Raw genomic sequence first — 25,462 nt, 5'->3', positions numbered from 1 at the left:
GACCATAAGGCGCCGCCGCAGGGCGGCGCAGCGGAGGGGAATGATGATGTCGAAGAACAAATCTGCGTGTCTGCGCAGCAGCGTATTGGCACTGGCCGTGGCCGCCGCGATGGCGCCACTGGCGGTGTCCGCACAGACCGTGGACCGGCAAGCCGATGGCGTGGTGGTTGCACCGGCCAATGCCAAGGCGGCCAAGGTCCGCTTGCAGCTGGTGGACCAGAACATCATCCGCGTCAGCGCGGACGTGGATGGTAATTTCCAGCGCAGCCCCAGCCTGATGCGCGTGGCCAACAGTGCGCCGGTGCCGGCATTTGAGCTCAGCCAGGACGCCAGCGCAGTGACCCTGAAGGCCGCGGGAATTTCCGCGCAGGTTGCACTGGCCGATGGCCGCGTCAGCTTCTTCGACGCTGCCGGCAAGCCGCTGCTGGCTGAGTCGGCCGCAACGCGTGATTTCAGCGCCGAGCAGGTTGAAGGCAAGCCGATGTACAGCGTGCGCCAGCGCTTCGATTCGGTAGCAGGCGAAGCGCTGTACGGCACCGGCCTGCACCAGCAGGGCTGGATGAACCTCAAGGGCCGCGATGTCGAACTGCTCCAGCACAATATCGACAACGCCATTCCCTACCTGATCTCCAGCCGCAACTACGGCATCCTCTGGGACAACAACTCGATCACCCGTTACGGCGATCCCAAGGGCCTGCGACCGCTGCAGGAAGACCTGGTGGTCTATGACGCGCAGGGCAAGCCGGGTGCATTCACCGCGACCTATTCGTTCGATGGCCAGCAGCGTGTGGTGCGTCGCGAGAACGAGATCAACTACCAGTACATCAAGGACCTGAAGGCGCTGCCCGCCGACGGCTGGAACAAGGCCCAGGGCGGCCGTACCCAGGTGGTCTGGGAAGGCGCCATCGAAGCCAAGCAGGGCGGGCGCCACACGTTCTCGATGTACAACAGCGAGTACGCCAAGGTCTACATCGACGGCAAGCTGGTGATCGACCGCTGGCGCCAGAACTGGAACCCGTGGCACCACGAGTTCGCGCTGGACCTGCAGCCGGGCCAGAAGCACCAGGTGAAGGTGGAATGGGACGCGATCGATCCGGCCTATATCGCGCTGTTGCATCGCGACCCGCTGCCCGCCGCCGAGGCCAATGATCTTTCGATCTGGTCCGAAGCCGGGCAGATGATCGACTACTACGTGGTTGCCGGCAGCAATGCCGACGAACTGATCGCCGGCTACCGCGAACTGACCGGCAAGGCCGTGCTGCTGCCGAAGTGGTCGTATGGCTTCTGGCAGAGCCGAGAGCGCTACAAGACCCAGGACGAGCTGACCGGTGCGCTGGACGAGTACCGCCGCCGCAAGCTGCCGATCGACGCCATCGTGCTCGACTGGTCGTACTGGCCGGAAGACGCCTGGGGCTCGCACGACTTCGACAGCAAGAACTTCCCGGACCCGACCGGCATGATCAAGCATGTGCACGAGCAGAACGCGCAGATCATGATTTCGGTGTGGCCGAAGTTCTATCCGACCACCGCCAACTACAAGGAACTGGACGCCGCCGGTGCCATGTACCACCGCAACGTCGAAGTCGGCGAGCTGGACTGGATCGGCAAGGGCTACCTGAATTCCTTCTACGACCCGTACTCGCAGAAGGGCCGCGACATCTTCTGGCGGCAGGTCAACGAGAAGCTCAACAGCCGTGGCATCGACGCCTGGTGGCTGGACGCCTCCGAGCCGGACCTGCACAGCAACATCGACATCGATGAGCGCAAGGCACGCACCACGCCGACCGCGATCGGTTCCTCGGTGGAGTACTTCAACTCGTATCCGCTGGTGCATTCCGAAGGCGTGTACCAAGGCTCGCGCGAGGTCGATCCGGACAAGCGTGTATTCATCCTCTCGCGTGCTTACTTCGCCGGCCAGCAGCGCGCCGGTGCGGCGTTCTGGAGCGGTGACATCGTGCCGCGCTGGGACGACATGCGTGAGCAGATCTCCGGCCTGGTCAATGCCTCGATGGCCGGTGCGCCGAACGTCAGCTTCGACATCGGTGGCTTCTCGCCGGAGCAGCGCTTCATCGACAAGGACCCGGCGCACCTGCCGGAGTGGCGCGAGATGAGCCTGCGCTGGTTCCAGTACGGCGCCTTCGTGCCGGTGTTCCGCCTGCACGGCCAGTTCCCGTACCGCGAGATCTGGGAAATCGCCCCGGAAGGCTCGGCGCACTACAACAGCTTCGTCCACTACCTGAAGCTGCGTTACACGCTGCTGCCCTACATCTACACCCTGGCCGGTGATACCTGGCAGAAGGACGGCACCATCCTGCGCGCGATGGCGATGGACTTCCCGGCCGACCCCAAGGTGCGTGACATCGCCGACCAGTACCTGTTCGGCCCGGCCTTCCTGGTTGCGCCGGTGACCGAGTTCAAGGCCACCAGCCGCCAGGTCTACCTGCCGGCCGGCACCAGCTGGATCGACTTCAACACCGGCGAGCGTCATGCCGGTGGCCAGACCATCACCGCTGCCGCACCGCTGGAGCGCAGCCCGCTGTTCGTGCCTGCCGGCTCCATCGTGCCGCGCACCGTGGTCCAGCAGTACGTCGACGAGCAGCCCAACGCAGCGGTCACCATCGAGGTCTATACCGGCGCCGACGGCAGCTTCTCGCTGTACGAGGACAACGGCCGCAACTACGGCTACGAGCGTGGCCAGTCCAGCCGCATCGCGCTGCAGTGGGACCAGGCCAAGGGCGTGCTGAACATCGGCGCGCGCGAAGGCAGCTACCCGGGCATGCAGGACAAGCGCGAGCTGCGCGTGCGTTGGGTCGATGGCCCGCGCGACGGCATCGGCGCGCTGGAACCCAAGGCCGACGTGGTGGTGCGTTACGACGGCAAGGCGCAGGCCATCACCCGTCCGGCTGCCCGCTGACAGCGGCAGCCGAGTTCGGCATTATGGAAACCGGTGGACATTTGAGTCTGGGAGGGCCGGAATGAACGCTGCAAACGGTCCTGCCCCGGTCGTCGGGATGACCACTGAAAGCGCCGGGCTGGCACAGCCCGGCCGCCGTGCGCTGTTCAAGGGCGCGGCGGCCGCGCTGGCCGTCGGCAACCTGCCGCTGGCCGGCGTGTTGCAGGCTGCGACGCCGGAAGCCGCGGCATCGGCCGCCGACCTGCTGTGGTACCGGCAGCCGGCGCGCAGCTGGGTGGAGGCCTTGCCGCTGGGCAATGGCCGGCTTGGCGCAATGGTGTTCGGTGGCGTCGCCAACGAGCGCCTGCAACTCAATGAAGACACGCTCTACGCCGGTGGCCCGTACAGCGCGGTCAACCCGCGTGCGCGCGGCAGTGTGCAACGCGTGCGTGAGCTGGTCTTCGCCGGTGACTATGCCGCCGCCGAAGCACTGGCCAACGAGACGCTGATCTCGCGGCCGGTCAAACAGATGCCGTACCAGCCGCTGGGCAACCTGTGGCTGGAGTTCCATCGCCTGGAAGGCATCAGCGATTACCGCCGCGAGCTGGATCTGGATGCGGCCATTGCCCGCACCACGTTCCGCGCCGGTGCCGGCCTGCATCGCCGCGAGGTGTTCATCTCGCCGGTCGATCAATGCCTGGTGTTGCGCTACACCGTGGAAGACGGTGAGCCGATGGGCGGTTTCATCCGCACCGCCAACGAGCACGCAACCAGTACGACGGCCACCGACGATGGTTGGCTGGTCAGCGGCCACAACCTGTCGCGCGACGGTGTGCCCGGCAAGCTGCGTTTTGCGTTCCGTGTGCAGGTGCGCCAGGTTGGCGGCAAGCTGCGCATCAACACCGATCACATCGCCTTCGACGGCGTGCGTGAGCTGGAACTGCGCTTGGTCGCCGCCACCAGCTACCGCGCCTTCGATGACGTCGGCGGCGACCCGGAAGCGATCACCGCCGCACAGTTGTCCAAGGCCGCAGGCAGAAGCGTCGCGCAGCTGCGCGCCGATCACCTGGCCGAACACCAGCGCCTGTACCGGCGCATGCGCCTGGACCTGGGCCGCACTGTTGCCGCCGACAAGCCTACCGACGAACGCATCGCCGCCTTTGCCAGCGGTGATGATCCGGCACTGGTCGCGCTGTACCACGCCTATGCCCGTTACCTGCTGATCTGCAGCTCGCGTCCCGGCACCCAGCCGGCCAACCTGCAGGGCATCTGGAACGATCTGATGGACCCGCCGTGGGAGAGCAAGTACACGCTCAACATCAACACGCAGATGAACTACTGGCCGGCTGAAGCGGCGGCCTTGCCCGAATGCGTGGAGCCCTTGCAGCGGATGATCGGCGAACTGGCCCGCAGCGGCGCGCTCACCGCGCGGCAGATGTACGGCGTCGATGGCTGGGTGGTGCACAACAACACCGACCTGTGGCGCGTCAGCACGCCGCCCGATGGCGCGCAGTGGGCACTGTGGCCGACCGGCGGCGCATGGCTGCTGCAGCAGCTGTGGGACCGCTGGGACTATGGTCGCGACCCGGCTTACCTGCGCCAGGTCTGGCCGCTGTTCAAGGGCGCGGCACTGTTCTTCGTCAACAGCCTGCAGCGCGATCCGAACACCGGCCATCAGGTCACGGTGCCGTCGATCTCGCCGGAGAACCAGCATCCGCACGGCGCGGCGATCTGCGCCGGGCCGACCATGGATGCGCAGCTGCTGCGCGACCTGTTCGGCCAATGCATCGAAGCCGCGCGCCTGCTTGATACCGATCACGCCTTCGCCGCGCAACTGGACACGCTGCGTGCGCAGCTGCCGCCGAACCGGGCCGGGCGCGCCGGCCAGCTGATGGAATGGCAGCAGGATTGGGACATGCAGGCGCCGGAGCTGCACCATCGCCACGTCTCGCATCTGTACGGCCTGCACCCGTCCAGCCAGATCAACCGCCGCGACACCCCCGAGCTCAGCGCCGCCGCACGCCGCACCCTGGAACTGCGCGGTGACGAAGCGACCGGCTGGGGCATCGCCTGGCGCCTGAACCTGTGGGCGCGGCTGGGCGAAGGCCAGCGTTGCCTGCAGATCCTGCGCCTGCTGCTGGCACCGCAGCGCAGCTATCCAAACCTGTTCGACGCACATCCGCCGTTCCAGATCGACGGCAATTTCGGTGGCGCCGCCGGCATCGTCGAGATGCTGGTGCAGAGCTGGGGCGGGGCGGTGTTCCTGCTGCCTGCGCTGCCGGCCGAACTGGCACAGGGAAGCGTGCAGGGCGTGCGTGTGCGCAATGCCGGCGTGCTCGACCTGCAGTGGAGCGCAGGCCGCCTGCAGCAGGTCAGTCTGCTGGCCGAACGCGGCGGCGCCTTCAACCTCGTTTACCAAACCCACGAACTGAAACTGGACCTGCGTGCCGGCCAGCGCATCACCGCGCAGCTGCACGACGGTCAATGGAGTCTTGCATGAGTCACCTCGCTTCCCGTTGGTGCGCGGCATGAGCATCGTCGCCGGTATCGACGCGGGCACGCAGAGCCTGAAAGTCGTGGTCTATGACGCCGCGCAACGGCAGTTGCTGGCCACGGCCAGCGCGCCGCTGCAGCTGCACAGTGCCGATGACGGCAGCCGCGAGCAGGATCCGGCAGCGTGGGTCGCGGCGATGGAGGATTGCTTCGCCCGCATCGACCCGCAGCTGCGCCAGCAGGTGCAGGCGCTGGCGGTGTCGGGCCAGCAGCATGGCTTCGTCGCCTTGGATGCGGACGGCAAGGTGCTGGCGCCGGCCAAGCTGTGGTGCGACACCAGCAGCAGCGCCGAATGCGCACAGATCATGCACGCGGCCGGCGGCGCGCAGCGCTGCATCGAACTGGCCGGCAATCCCATCCTTGCCGGCTACACCGCCTCCAAGCTGCCATGGACGGCCAAACACCGGCCGGAGGCCTACGCAAAGCTGGCGCATATCCTGCTACCGCACGACTACCTGAACTTCGTGCTGACCGGCCAGTACTACTGCGAGCACGGCGATGCCTCGGGCACCGGCTGGCTGGATGTGCGCACGCGCCAGTGGTCGCAGGACCTGCTGAAGGCGACCGATGCCAACCGCGATCTCGCTGCCTGCCTGCCGCCACTGGTGGACGCCGATGCGCTGTTCGATATCGCGCCCGGGGCTGCAGCACGCCTGGGTTTGCCGGCCACCGCAAAGGTCGGCGCAGGCGGCGGTGACAACATGATGGCCGCGATCGGCACCGGCTGCGTTGCGCCGGGCAAGCTGGCGATGAGTTTGGGTACTTCGGGCACCTTGTTCGCCAGTTCCGATGTGCCGGTGGTGGATGCCGGTGGCGCATGGGCGGCGTTCTGTTCGTCCAGCGGCGGTTGGTTGCCGCTGATCTGCACGATGAACTGCACCGTGGTTACCGAGCAGGTGGCGCGCATGTTCGGCTTCAGCAGCCGCGACGGCGATGCGCATATCAATGCGACCACGCCGGGCGCCGATGGGCTGGTGATGCTGCCCTTCCTCAATGGCGAGCGCACCCCCGACCTGCCGCTGGGCAAGGGTGTGCTGGCTGGCCTGGATGCCACCACCATGAACCCCTCGCACTTCTACCGCGCGGCGATGGAGGGGGCGACCTATGCACTGAAGTACGGCTTTGACGCCTTCGTCGGCGCCGGCATGCGTTTCGATCGTATCGTGCTGACCGGTGGCGGCAGCAATAGCGCTGCCTGGCGGCAGATGGTCGCCGATGTGTTCGGCCTGCCAGTGGAAGTACCGCAGCAGTCCGAAGGCGCCGCATTCGGTGCCGCCCTGCAGGCGCTGTGGGCATTGCAGCGCAGCGCCGGCAACGACGCATCCCTGGCCACACTCGCGGCCACCCATGTAACCCCCGATGCCGCAGCCACCGCCACGCCTGACGGCGCGCGCAGCGCGGCCTATGCGCTGGCCTACCAGCGCTACCTGCAGCACCTGCACGCCGTCATGCCGCTGTACCGCGGTTGATTCTTTCCCCGTAGTTTGTCGACACAGGAATTCGCACCATGAGCAAGCAGCCCTTCATCGGCGCCACCGAGTATTTCCCCGGCATCGGCCAGATCCCGTTCGAGGGTCGCGACTCGGACAACCCCTTGGCGTTCAAGGTCTATGACGCGGACAAGCTGGTTGGTGGCAAGAGCATGCGCGAGCACCTGCGCTTCGCTGCCTGCTACTGGCACACCTTCTGCAACGCCGGTGCCGATCCGTTCGGCCCGGGCACGCGCCGCTTCCCGTGGGAGAAGGGCGATGCCATGGCCACCGCCGAGGCCAAGGTCGATGCGGCGTTCGAGTTCTTCACCAAGCTCGGTGTGCCGTACTACTGCTTCCACGACGTCGACATGGCGCCGGACGCCGATGACATCGGTACCTACGAAAAGAATCTCAAGCACGTGGTGGCGCTGGCCAAGCAACGCCAGCAGGCCACCGGCACCAAGCTGCTGTGGGGCACCGCCAACCTGTTCTCGCACCCGCGTTACATGAACGGCGCGGCGACCAACCCGGATTTCAACGTGGTCAGCCGCGCCGCGGTGCAGGTCAAGGCCGCGCTGGAAGCCACGGTTGAACTGGGCGGCGAGCACTTCGTGTTCTGGGGTGGTCGCGAAGGCTATGCCAGCCTGCACAACACCAACATGAAGCGCGAGCTTGAGCACTTCGCACGCTTCCTCAGCGCCGCACGCGACTACGGTCGCAGCATCGGCTTCACCGGCAAGTTCTTCATCGAGCCCAAGCCAATGGAGCCGATGAAGCACCAGTACGATTTCGACTCGGCAACCGTCGCCGGCTTCCTCAAGGCCAATGGGCTGCAGGACGACTTCATGCTCAACATCGAGGCCAACCACGCCACGCTGTCCGGCCACACCTTCGAGCACGACCTGCAGGTCGCCTCCGATCACGGCCTGCTCGGCAGCATCGATGCCAACCGTGGCAACGCGCAGAACGGCTGGGACACCGACCAGTTCCCGACCGACCTGTACGACACCGTCGGCGCGATGCTGGTGGTGCTGCGCCAGGGCGGCCTGGTCGGCGGCCTGAACTTCGACGCCAAGCCGCGCCGTGAATCCACCGACATGGAAGACCTGTTCATTGCCCACATCGGTGGCATGGATGCGTTCGCACGCGGTCTGGAAGTGGCCCACGGCCTGCTCAATGATTCGCCGTGGGAACAGTGGCGCGCACAGCGTTACGCCAGCTTCGATGCCGGCGCCGGCAAGGACTTCGCCAGCGGCAAGCTGGGCCTGGCCGACCTGGCCAAGCTCGCGGCCGGCAACGGCGAACCGGTGCAGGCCAGCGGCAAGCAGGAGCGCTACGAGAACCTGCTCAATCAATACCTGCTGCGCTGAGCACCAGGCCGACGACATAACCAGACAAAGAGGGTGAGGGGATGGGGCAGTCAGCAGCAAACAAGGAAAACACCGCGCTGATCGTATTGATCAGCGTGGTGGCGACGATAGGCGGGTTCCTGTTCGGCTTCGACAGTGGCGTGATCAACGGCACCGTCGATGGCCTGAAGCAGGCCTTTGGTTCCACCGAGGCACAGCTGGGTTTTGAAGTGGCCTCGATGCTGCTGGGCTGTGCGATCGGCGCGTTCTTCGCCGGTCGCCTGGCTGACCGGCTGGGCCGACGCTCGGTGTTGATCATTTCGGCAGTGCTGTTCCTGCTGTCGGCACTCGGTGCCGGCGCGGCGCACAGCTCGCTGGTGTTCATCGCCGCGCGCGTGGTCGGTGGCTTCGCGGTGGGTGCGGCCAGCGTGATGTCGCCGGCCTATATCGCCGAGGTTGCACCGGCGCGTTACCGCGGTCGGCTGGCCACGGTGCAGCAGATCGCGATCATCTCCGGCCTGTTCATCGCCTTCCTCAGCAACTACCTGCTGGCCAAGGCCGCTGGCGCCTCGACCGAGCCGCTGTGGGCCGGCCAGGCCGCATGGCGCTGGATGTTCTGGATGCAGGCGATCCCGTCGCTGCTGTTCCTGCTGTTGTTGTTGTTCATCCCGGAAAGCCCGCGCTTCCTGGTGGTCAAGCGCCGCAAGGACGAAGCATTGGCCGTGCTGACCCGTCTGTTCGGTGCCGAGCAGGCGCAGGCCACGCTGGGCGAGATCGACGCGTCGTTGTCGCAGGACCACCACCGCCCGCAGCTGTCGGATCTGGTCGACAAAGCCACCCGCAAGATCCGCCCGATCGTCTGGGTGGGCATTGGCCTTGCGGTGTTCCAGCAGCTGGTAGGCATCAACGTGGTGTTCTATTACGGCGCGGTGCTGTGGCAGGCGGTGGGCTTCTCCGAGAGTGATGCGCTGCTGATCAATGTGTTGTCCGGCGCGCTCAGCATCGGTGCCTGCATCGTCACCGTGTTGTTGATCGACAAGATCGGTCGCAAGCCGCTGCTGTGGATCGGTTCCAGTGGCATGGCGGTATCGCTGGGACTGGTGGTCTACGCCTTCGCCAGCGGTTCGATGGTGGACGGCCACCTGCAGCTGCCCGGCCACATGGGCACGCTGGCGCTGGTCGCGGCCAATGCCTACGTGGTGTTTTTCAACGTGTCCTGGGGCCCGGTGATGTGGGTGATGCTGGGCGAGATGTTCCCCAACCAGATCCGTGGTTCGGCGCTGGCGGTTGCCGGTGCGGCGCAATGGACGGCGAACTTCATCGTCACGGTGACCTTCCCGATGCTGCTGGCCGGCATTGGTCTGGCATCGACGTACAGCATCTACCTGGTGTCGGCGGTGATCTCGGTGTTCTTTGTTATCAAGTTCGTGCGTGAGACCAAGGGTCGTTCGCTCGAGCAGATGGAGGGTTGAGGATGATGAAGTTTTCGACACGCCGCGCGGCCCTGGTTGGCGCGCTGGCAGTGGGTATCGCGGTGCTGGCCGGCTGCAACAGCGGCGACAAGGCTGCACCGCAGGCGGCCACGGCCGATGCCGCGTATGACGGCACGATCCATCCGGAACAGTGGCCGGTGGTGGAATGGCCGCTGACGGAAGATCCGGCGCTGGAAAAGCGCGTCAACGATCTGCTGGCGACGATGACGCTGGAGGAGAAGGTCGGCCAGCTGGTGCAGGGCGACCTGGCCAGCATCACCCCGGACGACGTACGCAAGTATCGGCTGGGCTCGATCCTGGCCGGTGGCAGCTCCGACCCGGGTGGCAAGTACAACGCACCGGCCAAGGACTGGCTGCAGGTTGCCGATGATTTCTGGGCCGCGTCGATGGATACCTCGACCGGCGGCAAGGCGATCCCGCTCCTGTTCGGTATCGATGCCATGCACGGCCAGAGCAACGTGGTGGGCGCGACGCTGTTCCCGCACAACGTTGGTCTGGGCGCAACCCGCAACGTTGAACTGCAGCGCCGCATCGGCCAGATCACCGCCGCCGAAACCCGCGCCACCGGCATGGAGTGGGCGTTCGCGCCGACCGTGGCGGTGCCGCAGGACGTGCGCTGGGGCCGCGCCTATGAAGGCTATTCTGAGAACCCGCAGCTGGTGGCCGAGTTCGCCGCGGCGATGGTCGAAGGCCTGCAGGGCAAGGTCGGTGCGCCGGACTTCCTCGACGACAAGCACGTGATGGTGTCGGTCAAGCATTTCGTCGGCGACGGCGGCACCACCGACGGCAAGGACCAGGGCGATACCGCGGTCAGCGAGGCCGAGCTGCGCGATGTCCACAGCGCCGGTTACGTCACCGCCATCAAGGCCGGTGCACAGTCGGTGATGGCTTCGTTCAACAGCTTCCACGGGGTCAAGATGCACGGCCACAAGCCGCTGCTGACCGACGTGCTGAAGGGCCGCATGAACTACGGCGGTTTCGTGGTCGGCGACTGGAATGGCCACGGCCAGATTCCCGGTTGCAGCACCACCGATTGCCCGGCCACCTATGACGCTGGCCTGGACATGGCGATGGCCACCGACAGCTGGAAGGGCATGTACGAGTCCACCGTTGCCGCGGTGAAGTCGGGCAAGCTCTCGACCGAGCGCCTGGATGACGCCGTGCGTCGCGTGCTGCGGGTGAAGTTCCGCATGAACCTGTTCGATGCACCCAAGCCTTCGGCGCGTGCGTTGGGCGGCAAGTTTGAATTGCTGGGTGCAGCCGAGCACCGTGCGGTGGCTCGTCAGGCCGTGCGCGAATCGCTGGTGCTGCTGAAGAACAACAACGGCATCCTGCCGCTGCGCGCCGACCAGAAGGTGCTGGTGGCCGGTGATGGCGCCGACAACATCGGCAAGCAGGCCGGTGGCTGGACCTTGAACTGGCAGGGCACCGGCACCAACCGTGCCGATTTCCCCAATGCGGACACCATCTGGGAAGGCCTACAGCGTGAAGTCAGTGCTGCTGGTGGCAGCGCCGAACTGGCGGTCGATGGCAAGTACAAGGCCAAGCCGGATGTCGCGGTGGTGGTGTTCGGCGAAGAGCCTTATGCCGAATTCCAGGGTGACATCCCCAACCTGCTGTACAAGCCGGGCAACGATGCCGACCTGGAACTGCTCAAGCGGCTGAAGAGCGAAGGCATTCCGGTGGTGGCGGTATTCATCAGCGGCCGTCCGCTGTGGATGAACCGCGAGATCAATGCCTCCGACGCCTTCGTCGCTGCATGGTTGCCGGGCTCGGAAGGTGCGGGCATCGCCGATGTGCTGCTGCGCAAGGCCGATGGCAGCGTCAACCACGACTTCAAGGGCAAGCTCAGCTTCTCCTGGCCGCGCACCGCGATCGACTCGGCGGTGAACAAGCCGGGCCATAACCCGCTGTACAAGTTCGGCCATGGCCTGAGCTATGCCGACAAGGGCGATGTGGCAGCGTTGCCGGAAGACTCCGGCGTGAGCGGTGAGCAGGCCGGCAGCGGCGTGTACTTCGCCAAGGGCCGCCCGTCGCTGGGCCTGTCGCTGCAGCTGTCCAGTGCATCGCAGCCGGACATGCCGGCCACCACCGTGCCGACCGTGCTGGCCGACGGCAGCTTGAAGATGACCGCGGTTGATCACAAGGCGCAGGAGGACGCACGTCGCCTGCAATGGTCGGGCACGGCGCTGGCAAAGTTCGCGCTGATTGCAGCGACACCGATCGATGTCACCCGCGAGAGCAACGGCGACGTGCAGTTGCAGTTGACGCTGCGCCGCGACAGTGCGGTATCGGCACCGTTGACGGTGGGCGTGGGCTGCGGTGCGGGTTGCGCGGCCAAGGTCGATCTGCAATCCAGCTTGTCGGCCATTCCGGCTGGCAAGTGGGTAAGCGTTGGCGTGCCACTCAAATGTTTCGCCGCTGCGGGTGCGGATCTGTCAAAAATCCAACGTACAACCGAGCTGGAAACCGCTGCCGTTGCGGATATCTCGGTATCACGGATCGCCCTTGGCGCGGCCGGTGAGGCCGAGGTAAACGTAGACTGCGCAACACGCTGAAACAGCGAAAGCGCCGGTACGGGAGGGTGCCGGCGCACCTGATGATTTGGCCCGTTGGGGTCGGTAGCGAAAGGGCGCAGGGATGACGGCCCGGTCGGTGCACAACAGGGAGTGATGAGATGGGTTTGGGCACGTTGGATATCGCGATCGTACTGGTCTACCTGGCCGGTATCTTCATCCTTGCGCAATGGGTGTCGCGGGAGAAAGCCGGGCACAGCAAGGACGCCAAGGATTACTTCCTGGCCAGCAAGTCATTGCCATGGTGGGCGATCGGCGCATCGTTGATCGCGGCGAATATTTCCGCCGAGCAGATCATCGGCATGTCTGGTTCGGGCTATGCGATCGGTCTGGCGGTGGCGTCGTATGAGTGGATGGCGGCGCTCACCTTGTTGATCGTCGGCAAGTGGTTCCTGCCGGTGTTCCTGCGCAACGGCATCTACACCATGCCGCAGTTCCTGGAGCAGCGTTACGGCGCACGCATCCGCACGGTGATGGCGGTGTTCTGGCTGGGCCTGTACGTGTTCGTCAACGTCACTTCGATCCTGTGGTTGGGCGCGGTAGCGGTGAACCAGGTCACCGGCATGGAGCAGATGACCGCGGTGGTGCTGATCGGCGTGTTCGCGCTGCTGTACCAGCTGTACGGCGGGCTAAAGGCCGTCGCGCTCACCGATATCGTGCAGGTCACCCTGCTGGTGCTTGGCGGCCTGTTCGTTGCCGGGCTGACCTTGAACCAGCTCGGCGATGGCGCCGGCATCGTCGCCGGTTTCAACAAACTGTGGCAGGCACAGCCGGGTCACTTCGAGATGATCCTCAGCAAGGACAATCCTTTCTACAAGGACCTGCCCGGCTTGAGCGTGCTGCTCGGCGGCCTGTGGATCATGAACATCAGCTACTGGGGCTTCAACCAGTACATCATCCAGCGTGCGCTGGCGGCAAAGAGCATCGGCGAGGCACAGAAAGGCGTGTTGTTTGCTGCTTTTCTCAAGCTGCTGATGCCGGTGATCGTGGTGTTGCCGGGTATCGCGGCAGTGATGCTGGCGCCGAATCTGGACAAGCCCGACCAGGCCTACCCGACGATGATGCGGATGCTGCCGACCGGTGTGCTGGGCCTGGTGTTTGCCGCGCTGGTGGCGGCCATCGTTGCCTCGCTGGCATCGAAGATCAATTCGGTGGCGACGATTTTCACCTTGGATTTCTACGCCAAGCGCAATCCCGAAGCGGAGCAGACCAAGCTGGTGCGCGTCGGCCGCATCGCGGCGGTGGTGGCGGTGGTGCTGGGTATTCTCACCGCCAAGCCGTTGCTGGGCAGCTTCGACCAGGCCTTCCAGTACATCCAGGAATACACCGGCTTCTTCACTCCCGGCATCGTGGTGATCTTCATGCTGGGCCTGTTCTGGAAGCGTGCCAATGAGGCGGGTGCACTGTCGGCGGCGATTGGTTCGTTCGTGTTGTCGATCGTGTTGAAGCTGGCCTGGCCGGCATTGCCCTTCATCGATCGCGTCGGCCTGGTGTTCCTGCTGGCCTTGGCCTTGGCGGTGGGTGTTTCACTGTTGACGCCGGCGGCGCCGGAGAAGGACATCATCGACACACGTGACGTGGACTACCGCACGGGTGGTGTGTTCAACATCGGCGCGGTGGCGGTGATCGCGATTCTGATTGCGCTGTACGCGGTGTTCTGGTGATGTGAGCTTGAGCCTCTCTCCCTTCAGGAGAGGGTAAGGTGCGAAGCACCTTGTAGAAGCCAGAAGCAGAAGCTCAAAGGCAAAAGCTCAAAGCAAAGCTTCCCCTCATCCGCCCCTTCGGGGCACCTTCTCCCGCAGGCGGGAGAAGGGACGTAAAGCAAAGCAAAGCAAAGCAGAGCAGAGCAGAGCAAAGCAAAGCAAAGCAAAGCAGAGCCTGGCCGGGCTGCGAAATGCGTCAGTTGCAGCAGAACACGAGCGGAGTGCATTCCCTTCTCCCGCCAGCGGGAGAAGGTGCCCCAAAGGGGCGGATGAGGGGGGCTCTTGGCTTTTGGCGCAGACTAAACTCCGAGGGCGCTGCACTTCCCCGCACTGCCAATCCAAGCGCAACCATCAATTCAAGGCTTGCAGATTCACTGCGTAGCAGAAGGCTCCACACCCGCAACCCACGCATCAATCTCACCCGCCTTGAACGGCCCAAGCTTCTGCTTGAGCACACGCCCCTGCGCATCGATCAACACGCTGTAAGGCAGTAGCCCCTGCGCGTTCCCAAGCTTGACGCTGGCATCATTCGGCCCCGGCGTCTCGATAACGATCGGGTAGTACACCGGCACGTTGCCGAGAAAATCCAGCACCGCTTCCGGCGTATCCAGGGCCAACCCCACCACCTGCGGTCCAGCATCGGCATGACGGGCGGCAAACCGCGCCAGCTCCGGCATCTCTTCAATGCAGGGCGCGCACCAGCTGGCCCATACATTGATCAACAGCGGCTTGCCCCTGAACTTGTCCGGGAACTGCACCGGCATGCCGTCCAGATCAGGCAGGGTGAACGACGGCATCAACTCACCAATGCGTACGCCCTGTACCGGTGTCGCCGATTTCAGCGGTGCTGAAGGCGTACTCATCGACGGCAACGGCGGTGTGGCGGGACGGCTCAACCACGCACCTGCCGACAATCCAGCCGCCGCGGCAATGCCCACCACCCACCACCCGACACGACGCATCAGCGCGCCGCGCGCAACAGCGCTTCTTCTGCCACCGACTGGGTCAGCACGGTGGGCAGCACGCGTGGCGGTGCGCCGGGGCCGTAGACCACGTACAGCGGCACGCCGACCGCCTTGTGCTGGTCGAGGAAGGCGCTGATCTGCGGATCCACATTGGTCCAGTCACCGCGCATGTACACCGCGTTGACCCGCTTGAGCGTGTCGCGGAACTTGTCGCGGTCCAGCACATTGCGTTCGTTGGCCTTGCAGGTGACGCACCAGTCGGCAGTCATGTTGACGAACACCACGCGGTTGTCGGCGCGCAGGCGGTCGAGCATCTGCGGCGAGTAGGCCACTGTGCCTTCGCTGGCGGCAGCAGCACCCGGTGGCGGCAGGCGGGTCACGCCCCATACCGGCGCCAAGGCCAGCAGTGCGATCACCGCGCCCAGCACCATGCCGATCCGGCGGCTATGCCAGCGGCTGCGCTCAAACCACCACAGGCCCAATGCCAGCAGGGTCATGCCGATCAGCATCAGGCCCATGGCATCGATGCCACGCTGCTTGCCCAGCACCCACAACAGCCAGATGGCGGTGAGGTACATCGGGAAAGCCATGACGTGCTTGAAGGTTTCCATCCATGCGCCGGGTTTGGGCAGGCGCTTGGCCAGCGCCGGCACAAAGCCGATCAACAGGAACGGCAGTGCCAAGCCCAGGCCCAATGCCAGGAATACCAGCAGCGCCAGCGCGGGCGGCGCGGTGAAGGCGTAGGCCAGTGCCGGGCCCATGAACGGCGCGATGCAGGGGCTGGCAACCACGCAGGCGAGCACGCCGGTGAAGAAGTCACCGGTTGGGCCGCTGCGTCCGGCAAGGTTCTGACCCAGCTGGCCGGCGTTGCCGCCAAGGGTGAACAAGCCTGACAGGCTCAGGCCCACCGCGAACATCAGGTACACCAGCGCAGCGATGAACCACGGATGCTGCAGCTGGAAGCCCCAACCGGCGGCCTGCCCGGCTGCGCGCAGCGCAAGCACCAAGCCACCGACCGCGGTAAACGCGACCAGTACGCCGGCCGTATACCAGAGCGCGTGGTTGCGGGCGCGCTGGCGGCTCTCACCGCTCTGCGCCACGCCCAGCACCTTCAACGACAGGATCGGCAGGACGCAGGGCATCAGATTCAGGATCAGGCCACCGGCCAGCGCCAGCAGCAGAATCCACAACAAGGAGCTGTTGCCTGCGGTCTCTGCTGGCGGTTGGCTGCGGCTGGTGTTGTCGGCTGATGCATCCGGCGCGGCTTCGGCAAGGCTGGCGGCTTCGGCGGCCGGGCGCACGACCAGCGGCTGTGGGGCCGGCGGGTTGGCCGGATCGATCAGCGGCAGCGGAGTGACTTCGCCCTTCTTGCCAGCCGGCAACGGCGGAATCACCAGCGGCGCGACCGCCAGTTCTTCCTTTTCTTTCGACGAAATCTTGCCCACCGGCAACGACAGTCGCACCCGGCGGGTCATTGGCGGATAGCAGATGCCGTCGGTCTGGCAGCCCTGGAAGGTGACAACAAGGGTGGCCGGGGTTGCGTCGGGTTTGTCACGGCGCAGGGGTAGCGGTACGTCAACCTGGTCGAAGTAGACCACCACGTTGCCGAAGTGCTCGTCGCGGTAGGGCTTGCCCGCTGGCCACTGTGGGCGGCCGGCGCGCACGCCGTCGGCGCCTTCCAGCGCCAGCGAGGTGCGGTCGCGGTACAGGTAATAGCCAGGCGCCGGCGAGAAGCGCAGCAGCAGGCGGTTGCCATTGTCGACGATGGCTTCGAAGCCGAAGGCCTTCTCCGACGGCAGCGGCAGGCCCTGCACGGCGGGGGCACCAGGCAGGTTGAGGCCACCACCGGCGTTGCCGGCCAGCGGGTTGAAGATCGGTGCAGCGGGCGCTGCGGCTGCCGCTGCGGATGCAGCGCCAGCTGCGCCAGGCAGCCTTACTTCGACCATGCGTTTCTGCGGCGGATAGCACACGCCGGCATCGGCACAGCCCTGGTAGCGGACTTCGAGGGTGACGCTGGTGGCGCCCGGGTCGGCGTTGCCGGGTAGCACCGCGCGCAATTGGCGGTGGTAGGTCTCAACATCGCCGAAGAATTCGTCGTGCTTCTTCTCGCCCTGCGGCATCTGCAGTGCGCTGGCTGTGAAGCCGGGGCCGGCTTTGACGCTGGTGCGGTGGTGGTACAGGTAATAGCCCGGGGCGATGTCCCAGCGCAGCTCGATGCGGTCGCGGCTGGGCGCTTCGGCGCGCAGGGCAAAGGCCTGATCGACCGGAAGCAGGTCTTTTTCGCTGATGGCCAGCGCCGGCAGGGCGGCCAGGGAGAGCAGGCAGAAAGCGGCAAATTGTCGCAACAGCATCATCAATTATGTTTCCTCCCGGGTCTGCGCCCGGATCCAGTCCAGATACGCCGGCAAGCCGGCGCTGGGGGAGATCGCCACGATCTCCGGCAATTCATACGGGTGGTGCTGCCTGATGGCGGCGCTCAAGGCATCCAGCCGATCAGCACAGGTTTTGATAATTAGCTGAATTTCTTCAGCTTGTTCAATCTGCTCCTGCCAGCGGTACACAGACCGCATTGCGGGCAACAAGTTCACACAGGCAGCCAAACGCTGTTCGACCAGGTGCTGAGCCAGAGCCTGTGCGGTTTGATCGTCGGGGCAGGTGCAGAAGACCAGTCTTACGTCCATCCAGCCATTGTCGCAGAAGCCGTTCGGACACTTTTGAATGGAACAGTTGACATCGATGTCACGAATTGTATATTGCGCTGCGTCACAATTTCACGCGACCTTCATCCGACTAGAGGCGAAGGCCAAATCTTACAAGGCGCCATTCGACGACAGGTGCAGGTGTTCGCAGGGCTCTTCAGGGGGGCGTATGGAACAACGCAACAACCGGGTTTCCAGTCAGGGCTTCACGTTGATCGAGCTGATGATCGTCGTGGCGATCATCGCGATCCTGGCCATGATCGCATTGCCGTTGTATTCGGACTACGTCCTGCGCAGCAAGATCCGCACGGCGCAAAGTGATTTGATGGCGCTGTCCAGCACGGTCGAGAATCACCGCCAGCGCACACTGGGCTATCCGGCCACCGACGCGGCGGCCAAGAAAGGATGGAGCGCGGCCACCAAGGCTGGTCAGTTCACCTATACCTATGCCGCCAGCAGCGGTGGTTACGAGCTCAAGGCGGTTGCCGGCGCTGCCTTGGGCAAGGCCAGTGGCTGTACCTTGAAGCTGGATGCGGGCAATAACCGAACCATCTCCGGCAACTGCGCCGGCCTGAGCGACTGGCCATGAGCCGGCGCGCCACGGGTTTTTCACTGGTCGAATTGATGGTGACCCTGGCGGTAATGGCAGTGCTGGCTTTGGCAGGGGTGCCGTTCACGCTGCAATGGATCGACAGCAACCGGCAGATGCAGGCCCGCAACCTGCTGTGGGAGGCGGTATCGCAGACCCGTTCGCTGGCCCTGCGCAATCCCGAGCATGTCACCGGCACCGCCGTCTCGGCGCGGCTGCAGCAGAGTGATCGCAGCCTGCAGATCCTGCGCGGTGATGGCACCGAAGTGCTGTGGCAGGGCGAGCTGCCGCGCGGCGGTGAGTACCGCCTGATCGGCGTTGAGGATTATGCGGATGCCGATGCGCTGCAGAGTTCGGCCGACCGGCTCTCCTGCGTCGCATTCGACAACCGTGGCCGGCGCCTGCCGGCTGCCACCAGTTGCAGCAGCGGTATCACTCACTCGCGTATTGCCATTGGCATGAACAGCCAGGACCCGCTCTATGTCGATCTGCTTTGATCCGCCGCGCCGCCAGCGCGGCGACATGATGCTTGAAGCGCTGTTCGGTGTGCTGATCACCAGCATCATCGGTGCCGGACTTGCCCATGTTGCTGCCGGGGTAATGAACAGCCAACGCGATGCCAAGGTGGAAAACCTGGTGGTAGAGCGCCTGCGCGACAGTCTGCAGACCCAGGGCGTGGGCCTGTGTGGCAGCGGTACGCTGGCGATCAGCATGCCCAACGGTGAGTCCAAGAGCGCAGCGGTCAGCTGTGAGGCAGCTACTGCAACGGTCGCAATGGCAGGTGTTGCGCGCACCGTGGATGCACCGCAGCGGGTGGACCTGACCGTCGCCGCGACCGATCTCGGCAGCAAGGGGGCCAACGAAAACGATCCCGATCTGCTGGTGTCAACGAAGCAATGAACATGCACGCACACACCGCCGCCCGGATTGGCCGCCAGCAGCAAGGCGGGCAGAGCCTGATCAGCATGCTGGTAGGACTGGTGATCTCGCTGATCACCATTGCCGCGATGATGACGCTGTACAAAACCATGGTTGAGGTCTCCGCCAATGCATCACGTTCGGCGTTGCGCGATGGCCAGGTGTCGGCGGCGCTGTTGTCGGCGCAGATCGAGCTGCAGGGCGCTGGCTTCGGTGTGCCGGCGGCCGACAGCTTGAACAGCAAGCTCTACGTGCGTGACGCTGGCAAGGAGTTGGTCTGGCGTTACAAGGCCGAGCTCACTGCCGCCGGCTACGTCTGCTCGGGCCTGCGTCTGGTGGATGGCGAAGGCCTGTATCGCTTCACACCCAAGGCCTGCAGCGATGCCGAAGTGGCCACATGGAACAGCAACGAACGGCATCTGCTTGCCGGCAGCGCGGCCTTTTTCACACCGGCACAGAAGGACGGTAGCGCGTTCGCGGCGGGTGAAGAGGAAGTCGGCGCGATGACCCTGGCCCCTGGCTATGTGTTCTCGCTGAAAGGGCAGCGGCAATGCCTGCCTTACATGCAACAGGACTTCAGTACCACGCCTACCGCGGCCGTCGGGCAGCAGTTGGCGTTGGAGCGCAGTGATGCCAGCAGCCACCTGTTCCTGGCGTGCCTGCCAAATCTTGCAGTGACCATCTGATGCATAAGGAGCGTGTACGCATGGACAGGAACCGGTTTTCCGCACCGAAGCGACAGCGCGGTGTGGCCACGTTGTTGATCGTCCTGATGGTGGGGCTGGCGGTATCGGTCACGGTCGCGGCAACGATCTATTCGCTGCGTGGCACCCAGTCGCAGCAGCTCACCACGCATTCGGCCACCGCCGCACAGGCTGCAGCGTGGCGCGGTGTGGAAGCGCTGCGGCTGTATCTGCTGCAGGTGGAAACCACGGTGTGGCCGGGCTGGGTAGGTAACGATGCCAAGCAGGTCAGCGGCCTTGAAGCGCTGGGTGTGCGCGCTGCCACGGTGACCTCGATCGAAGCTGCCGGCAGCAACCACTACCGGGTCAGTGCCCAGGTCATCGGCACCGCGGGCGTCGGCAGTGCCTTGACCACCGCAACCGTCGAAGTGATCTATGACGTGGTGCCGGGCAGTGGCGGGCCGGGCATTCCGCCGGTGTGCGCATCCATGCCCAAGGCGCCGATGGTATTCAACGGCAACCTGGATTACAGCGGCGGCAAGCTCGACGTCACCAACGCGGTGGACTACGAGAACATCGTGGTGGCCGGCAACCTGACGATTGGTGGCGGCTCTACCGCGCGCATCTCCGGTTGCGTCAAGGGCGATGTGTCATTGAGCGGTGGTGGCATCACCGATAACGGTCACCTGTATTCGGAAGGCACCATCCGCATCAACGGCATGGGCAATCCCAACGGAACCACGCTGTGGGCACGCAATGTCGAGATCGGCAGTGGTGTTGGTGGCGGTAGTTACGCGGCGATCAAGGCCGGTGCTTATGCGGTCGGCGTTTACTCCGGCACCGCGTTGATCGGCACGGCCGAAGTCGGTGGCCACTTGATTGCGTCCACCGTGACCGGCGGCACGCCGTGGGTGACGGGTACCGTTGCGCCGCTCAACAGTGGTCACGTGGTTGTCACCCTGGCTGATCAAAGCCAGTTCCTGCTGGATTTCAGTGCGCAGGACAGCACCGGCGCAGCGCTGTTGAAGATTGATGCCAGCACTGGCCTGGTCACCGGCGCGGCAGCTGCCGAGCGTTTGAAGGGCGCGGACACTGTCAGCCTGCCGGATGCGCTCAGCTTCCGTTCCACCCGTATTGCCGGTGGCACGGTTGGCCTGGCAACGCTCACGGTGGGCCAGTTGTGGGGCTACAACGTCACCGTGTCGGGGTGGAGCGGCAAGTACGAGACGCTCTGGGCCAGCGGCACCATCGCCATGACATCGGGTACGGTGAAAAACCTGCTCGGTGGCGGTGACATGACGGTCAACCAGGTCTCGGTGAGCGGCTCGGGCCGGCTTGCCGGCAACCTCAACATGCCGGTGAACAACGTGCAGACCAAGCAGGCCGGCACCAGTCCGGGCCTGCCCGGCATCCCGTACTGCGAAGCGCGGGTCAAGCCGGTGGATGCCGACAACTTCCTGGCCATGGCCAACTACGCCTTCAGTACGGTTGATGGTGCCGCACAGCTGACCATCCGCAATGTGAAGCGTGCAAATGGTGATTCCATCGACGGTGTCTACCCGTTGAGCAACCCAACCCCGGCGCAGCTGGCGATCCTGCAGGAGTTGATGACCTGCAACTACACCAATGAGAAAGGCTGCCTGAAGGCCCGGCAGAGCGATGGCAGCTGGCTGCTGCACGGCGTCACCAAGATGCCGGTTGGCGTGCTGTGGTTCGACCAGTCGGTGAAGATCGACGGTACCAGTACCGACTTCCTCAACACCGTGGTGGTGCGCGGCTGTGACGACCCGAGCCAGGCCACCTGTGGCGGCAACGTCACCCTCACCACCGCCGGCCATCGCGATCTGATCGCGCCGAACTTCGCCGGTGCGGCCAAGGTCTGTGGTGGCGACTTCTACCCGACCAATCTGTGTGCCAGCCGCACGCAGTTGGTGGAATGGGAAGGGCAGGGTGCCGATGGCAAGCCGCAGACCTACCAGGGCCTGCCGATTGCCAACACCAGCATCATCGCCGAGGGTGCTGCGGACATCGCGGGCTGGGAATTGCGTGGCAGCGTGATGCTGGGCAAGCAGTTGTCGACCAGCGGCGCCACGGTAACCATCCACGGCAGCTTGACGGTGGGCAGCAACCAGACCGCCGACACCAAGATCTCGGCCGGCGGCATCTCGGTTGATGTGCCCAGCGGTGGTGGTTTGAACCTGCTGCCGGTGTGCAGCACCGGCAGCGGCGGCCTGCCGGCAAGTGCCGCCAGCGCCTCGGTGCAATGGTCGCGTTACCTCTGATATTCCTAAAAAGGTAGTTCAGCCTGCAGTCTGGGCGGTTCTCTATTGCCATGGCGTGCTCCGTTATCCCCGGGGCGCGCCATTTTTTTCGAGCACCACCAGTGGCGGCGCAGGCGCTGCATCACCGCTGAGCAGCATCCCGCGCGCCATTGGTACCTGCCGTGACGATCAGCCCTCGCTTGCCGCCGGTAATTCGGTGCGGGTCAGGTTGATGCGGTGCTTCCTGGCATAGGCATCCTGCATCTGGTCCAGCTCATCGGTGAGCTTGTCGAACCTGGTGCCGGTCTCGTCGATTGCTTCGAGCAAGGGCGCTGCCTGTTCGTTGCTGAAACCATCGGGCAGGTCGGTCAGCTTGAGCATGGCGTCGTACCAGATCACCGCCTCTTCCAGCGACAACACCAGCTTGGCATGCAGCTCGGTGGCATCGTCCGGTGTCTTGAGCAGCTTCATCTGCTCACGCATGTTCACCGCTTCCTGGCGCGCATTGCCAAGCCGGAACTTGAAGCTGGCCAGATCTTTGCGCTCGGCCATGGCCTGGGTCAGACGCTCGGCATCGTTGCCGCCGCTCCAATCGTTGACCTTGGCAATCAGGCCGTTCCAGTTGCTGATATTGGCGTCCATGTACTCGCTGGCAGACGGGCCGGTCAGCTGGCTACAGGCGGCGAGAAAGACGAGCAACAACGGGGCAAATCGATACAGCACTTTCATTCGCTTCTCCTTTGACATTGAAACTGGCATCCATACGCAGCCCTTGGATCATAGCGTCATGGACCTGGTCGGCAGGGACGGCGTCCTCCATGCAAGCCCCGCAGGGCGCGGCGGGGACGGGGATTGGCCCGGCAGGGCTGCGTCAATCAATTTGCCGGCCTGCCCTTGAAAGGCCCCCAGCCAGCCCCATCTCCCAACCAAGCCCGCACGACGGGCCTTTTTACGCGTGATGCCGGCGTCCCCCTGTTTCCCAGCCGGTGTCGCCGAAATTTCAGGCCAATCAATTACTTAAGAGGTCCTTCATGAGCATCAAGCCGCTTCACGACCGCGTTGTGGTCAAGCCGATCGAAGCCGACGAAATCTCCGCCGGCGGCATCCTGATCCCGGATTCGGCCAAGGAAAAGTCCACCAAGGGTGAAGTCGTGGCCGTGGGCCCGGGCAAGCCGCTGGACAACGGTTCGGTGCGCGCCCCGTCGCTGAAGGTTGGCGACAAGGTCATTTACGGCCAGTACGCCGGTTCGTCCTACAAGGCCGAAGGCGTCGAGTACAAGGTGCTGCGCGAAGACGACGTGCTTGCCGTCATCGGCTGAGCTGCCGCGCCACCTGTTCCTGTAAACCCCCTTTCCCGATAAAAGCAGCCGAGCTCGGCTCGGCTCTACTCAGAGGTAATCGCAATGGCTGCCAAGGATATTCGTTTCGGTGAAGACGCCCGTTCGCGCATGGTGCGCGGCGTCAACGTTCTCGCCAATGCCGTCAAGGCAACCCTGGGCCCGAAGGGCCGCAACGTCGTGCTCGAGAAGAGCTTCGGCGCCCCGACCATCACCAAGGACGGCGTGTCCGTTGCCAAGGAAATCGAACTGGCTGACAAGTTCGAGAACATGGGTGCGCAGATGGTGAAGGAAGTTGCTTCGCGCACCAATGACGACGCTGGCGACGGCACCACCACCGCCACCGTGCTGGCCCAGGCCCTGATCCGCGAAGGCGCCAAGGCTGTTGCTGCCGGCATGAACCCGATGGACCTCAAGCGCGGTATCGACAAGGCCGTGATCGCCGCCGTCGCCGAGCTGAAGAACATCTCCAAGCCCACCGCTGACGACAAGGCCATCGCCCAGGTCGGCACCATCTCGGCCAACTCGGACGAGTCGATCGGCAACATCATTGCCGAAGCGATGAAGAAGGTTGGCAAGGAAGGCGTGATCACCGTTGAAGAAGGCTCGGGCCTGGAAAACGAGCTGGACGTCGTCGAGGGCATGCAGTTCGACCGCGGCTACCTGTCCCCGTACTTCATCAACAACCAGCAGTCGCAGACCGCTGACCTGGATGACCCGTACATCCTGCTGCACGACAAGAAGATCTCCAACGTGCGTGACCTGCTGCCGGTGCTGGAAGGCGTCGCCAAGGCAGGCAAGCCGCTGCTGATCATCGCTGAAGACATCGAAGGCGAAGCGCTGGCTACCCTGGTGGTCAACACCATCCGTGGCATCGTCAAGGTCGTGGCCGTCAAGGCACCGGGCTTCGGCGACCGTCGCAAGGCGATGCTGGAAGACATGGCCGTGCTGACCGGCGGCACCGTGATCTCCGAAGAAGTTGGCCTGTCGCTGGAAAAGGCCACCATCAAGGACCTGGGCCGCGCCAAGAAGGTGCAGGTTTCCAAGGAAAACACCACCGTCATCGACGGCGCCGGCGATACCGCTGCCATCGAATCGCGCGTCAAGCAGATCAAGACCCAGATCGAAGAAACCTCTTCGGACTACGATCGCGAGAAGCTGCAGGAACGCGTTGCCAAGCTGGCCGGCGGCGTTGCCGTGATCAAGGTCGGTGCATCGACCGAAATCGAAATGAAGGAAAAGAAGGACCGCGTTGACGACGCCCTGCACGCTACCCGCGCAGCCGTCGAAGAAGGCGTGGTCCCGGGCGGCGGCGTCGCCCTGGTGCGCGCTGTTTCCGCACTGGCTGGCCTGAAGGGCAACAACGAAGACCAGAACCACGGCATCCAGATCGCCCTGCGCGCGATGGAAGCCCCGCTGCGCGAAATCGTTGCCAACGCCGGTGAAGAGCCGTCGGTCATCGTCAACAAGGTCAAGGAAGGCACCGGCAGCTTCGGCTACAACGCCGCTTCCGGCGAGTTCGGCGACATGCTGGAATTCGGCATCCTGGACCCGACCAAGGTGACCCGTTCGGCACTGCAGAACGCAGCCTCGATCGCTGGCCTGATGATCACCACCGAAGCCATGGTTGCCGAAGCTCCGAAGAAGGACGAGCCGGCCATGGGCGGCGGCGGTATGGGTGGCATGGGTGGCATGGGCGGTATGGACTTCTAAGTCCACCGCAGCCTCACCGCTGCTTGTAGTACACAAAACCCCGCCGCAAGGCGGGGTTTTGTTTTCTGCCCCACCCTTTGCCGGCTGTGCCCCCTCCCTTTGCCGCAGGCAAGGGGAGGGTTGGGGTGGGGTAGCTCTGCGGACCTTTCAAGCAGCACCAGTCTCGCGGCTCACGCCGCTCCCACAGCGCCAGCGCGCAGCCGGTAGTGCCGAGCCATGCTCGGCAGGGGCTTTACCGGCAATGCTTCTGCCGAGCAT

The 25,462-nt window shown here is 64.6% G+C and carries 18 protein-coding genes; 14 read left to right on the top strand and 4 right to left on the bottom strand.

Going from position 1 to position 25,462, the window contains the following annotated elements; all coding sequences use genetic code 11:
- The first annotated feature begins 43 nt into the window (after positions 1–43).
- The 7 genes from ACVOLV_RS06760 (at position 44) to ACVOLV_RS06730 (ending at position 14,000) form a co-directional block, all read left to right on the top strand.
- Positions 44–2,914 (top strand): TIM-barrel domain-containing protein, encoded by a 2,871-nt coding sequence (locus ACVOLV_RS06760; protein ID WP_481553717.1) that lies wholly within the window; start codon positions 44–46, stop codon positions 2,912–2,914.
- Positions 2,915–3,011: 97 nt separating this feature from the next.
- Positions 3,012–5,393: a glycoside hydrolase family 95 protein gene (locus tag ACVOLV_RS06755; protein ID WP_481553771.1), complete on the top strand. Its 2,382-nt coding sequence runs from the start codon at positions 3,012–3,014 to the stop codon at positions 5,391–5,393.
- A gap of 28 nt (positions 5,394–5,421) precedes the next feature.
- Entirely contained in the window at positions 5,422–6,915 is a 1,494-nt protein-coding gene (xylB, locus tag ACVOLV_RS06750) for a xylulokinase (protein ID WP_481553716.1), read from the top strand.
- Positions 6,916–6,953: 38 nt separating this feature from the next.
- A complete protein-coding gene (xylA, locus tag ACVOLV_RS06745) occupies positions 6,954–8,288 on the top strand; it encodes a xylose isomerase (RefSeq protein WP_282267440.1) in 1,335 nt (444 codons plus the stop codon).
- A gap of 41 nt (positions 8,289–8,329) precedes the next feature.
- Positions 8,330–9,739: a sugar porter family MFS transporter gene (locus ACVOLV_RS06740; RefSeq protein WP_481553715.1), complete on the top strand. Its 1,410-nt coding sequence runs from the start codon at positions 8,330–8,332 to the stop codon at positions 9,737–9,739.
- 2 nt (positions 9,740–9,741) lie between these two features.
- Complete coding sequence (locus ACVOLV_RS06735; protein WP_481553714.1) at positions 9,742–12,318, top strand: glycoside hydrolase family 3 protein; 2,577 nt, start codon at positions 9,742–9,744, stop codon at positions 12,316–12,318.
- Positions 12,319–12,437: 119 nt separating this feature from the next.
- Entirely contained in the window at positions 12,438–14,000 is a 1,563-nt protein-coding gene (locus ACVOLV_RS06730) for a sodium/sugar symporter (protein WP_481553713.1), read from the top strand.
- Positions 14,001–14,410: 410 nt separating this feature from the next.
- On the opposite strand, the gene ACVOLV_RS06725 is transcribed toward ACVOLV_RS06730, so the two are convergent.
- The 3 genes from ACVOLV_RS06725 to cutA are packed head-to-tail and all read right to left on the bottom strand — an operon-like array spanning position 14,411 to position 17,685.
- Positions 14,411–15,001, bottom strand: a complete 591-nt coding sequence (locus ACVOLV_RS06725; RefSeq protein ID WP_481553712.1) for a TlpA family protein disulfide reductase — start codon at positions 14,999–15,001, stop codon at positions 14,411–14,413.
- Entirely contained in the window at positions 15,001–17,358 is a 2,358-nt protein-coding gene (locus tag ACVOLV_RS06720; protein WP_481553711.1) for a protein-disulfide reductase DsbD family protein, read from the bottom strand. Before ACVOLV_RS06720 ends, ACVOLV_RS06725 begins: the two co-directional genes overlap by 1 nt.
- A 3-nt stretch (positions 17,359–17,361) precedes the next feature.
- Positions 17,362–17,685: a divalent-cation tolerance protein CutA gene (cutA, locus tag ACVOLV_RS06715; RefSeq protein ID WP_481553710.1), complete on the bottom strand. Its 324-nt coding sequence runs from the start codon at positions 17,683–17,685 to the stop codon at positions 17,362–17,364.
- A gap of 187 nt (positions 17,686–17,872) precedes the next feature.
- On the opposite strand from cutA, the gene ACVOLV_RS06710 reads away from it, so the two are divergent.
- The 5 genes from ACVOLV_RS06710 to ACVOLV_RS06690 are packed head-to-tail and all read left to right on the top strand — an operon-like array spanning position 17,873 to position 22,175.
- Complete coding sequence (locus tag ACVOLV_RS06710) at positions 17,873–18,292, top strand: type IV pilin protein (RefSeq protein WP_481553709.1); 420 nt, start codon at positions 17,873–17,875, stop codon at positions 18,290–18,292.
- Positions 18,289–18,789: a pilus assembly FimT family protein gene (locus ACVOLV_RS06705; protein WP_481553708.1), complete on the top strand. Its 501-nt coding sequence runs from the start codon at positions 18,289–18,291 to the stop codon at positions 18,787–18,789. The genes ACVOLV_RS06710 and ACVOLV_RS06705 overlap by 4 nt, the downstream gene beginning before the upstream one ends.
- Entirely contained in the window at positions 18,773–19,192 is a 420-nt protein-coding gene (locus tag ACVOLV_RS06700) for a hypothetical protein (RefSeq protein WP_481553707.1), read from the top strand. The genes ACVOLV_RS06705 and ACVOLV_RS06700 overlap by 17 nt, the downstream gene beginning before the upstream one ends.
- Positions 19,189–19,896 (top strand): hypothetical protein, encoded by a 708-nt coding sequence (locus ACVOLV_RS06695; protein ID WP_481553706.1) that lies wholly within the window; start codon positions 19,189–19,191, stop codon positions 19,894–19,896. Before ACVOLV_RS06700 ends, ACVOLV_RS06695 begins: the two co-directional genes overlap by 4 nt.
- Before the next feature lie 20 nt (positions 19,897–19,916).
- Positions 19,917–22,175 (top strand): autotransporter outer membrane beta-barrel domain-containing protein, encoded by a 2,259-nt coding sequence (locus tag ACVOLV_RS06690; protein WP_481553705.1) that lies wholly within the window; start codon positions 19,917–19,919, stop codon positions 22,173–22,175.
- 168 nt (positions 22,176–22,343) lie between these two features.
- Here the strand turns inward: ACVOLV_RS06690 and ACVOLV_RS06685 are convergent, their stop codons facing one another.
- Positions 22,344–22,883 (bottom strand): hypothetical protein, encoded by a 540-nt coding sequence (locus tag ACVOLV_RS06685; RefSeq protein WP_481553704.1) that lies wholly within the window; start codon positions 22,881–22,883, stop codon positions 22,344–22,346.
- Positions 22,884–23,185: 302 nt separating this feature from the next.
- On the opposite strand from ACVOLV_RS06685, the gene ACVOLV_RS06680 reads away from it, so the two are divergent.
- The gene (locus tag ACVOLV_RS06680) at positions 23,186–23,473 is read left to right on the top strand and encodes a co-chaperone GroES (RefSeq protein WP_057626824.1); all 288 of its coding nucleotides are present in this window, start codon (positions 23,186–23,188) and stop codon (positions 23,471–23,473) included.
- 84 nt (positions 23,474–23,557) lie between these two features.
- Positions 23,558–25,204 (top strand): chaperonin GroEL, encoded by a 1,647-nt coding sequence (gene groL, locus ACVOLV_RS06675; protein ID WP_303747597.1) that lies wholly within the window; start codon positions 23,558–23,560, stop codon positions 25,202–25,204.
- Positions 25,205–25,462 lie beyond the last annotated feature (258 nt).

Source organism: Stenotrophomonas sp. STEN023, from assembly GCF_056760135.1.
The sequence above is the reverse complement of the archived record's forward strand: the minus strand, read 5'-3'. Positions and strand labels throughout refer to the sequence as shown.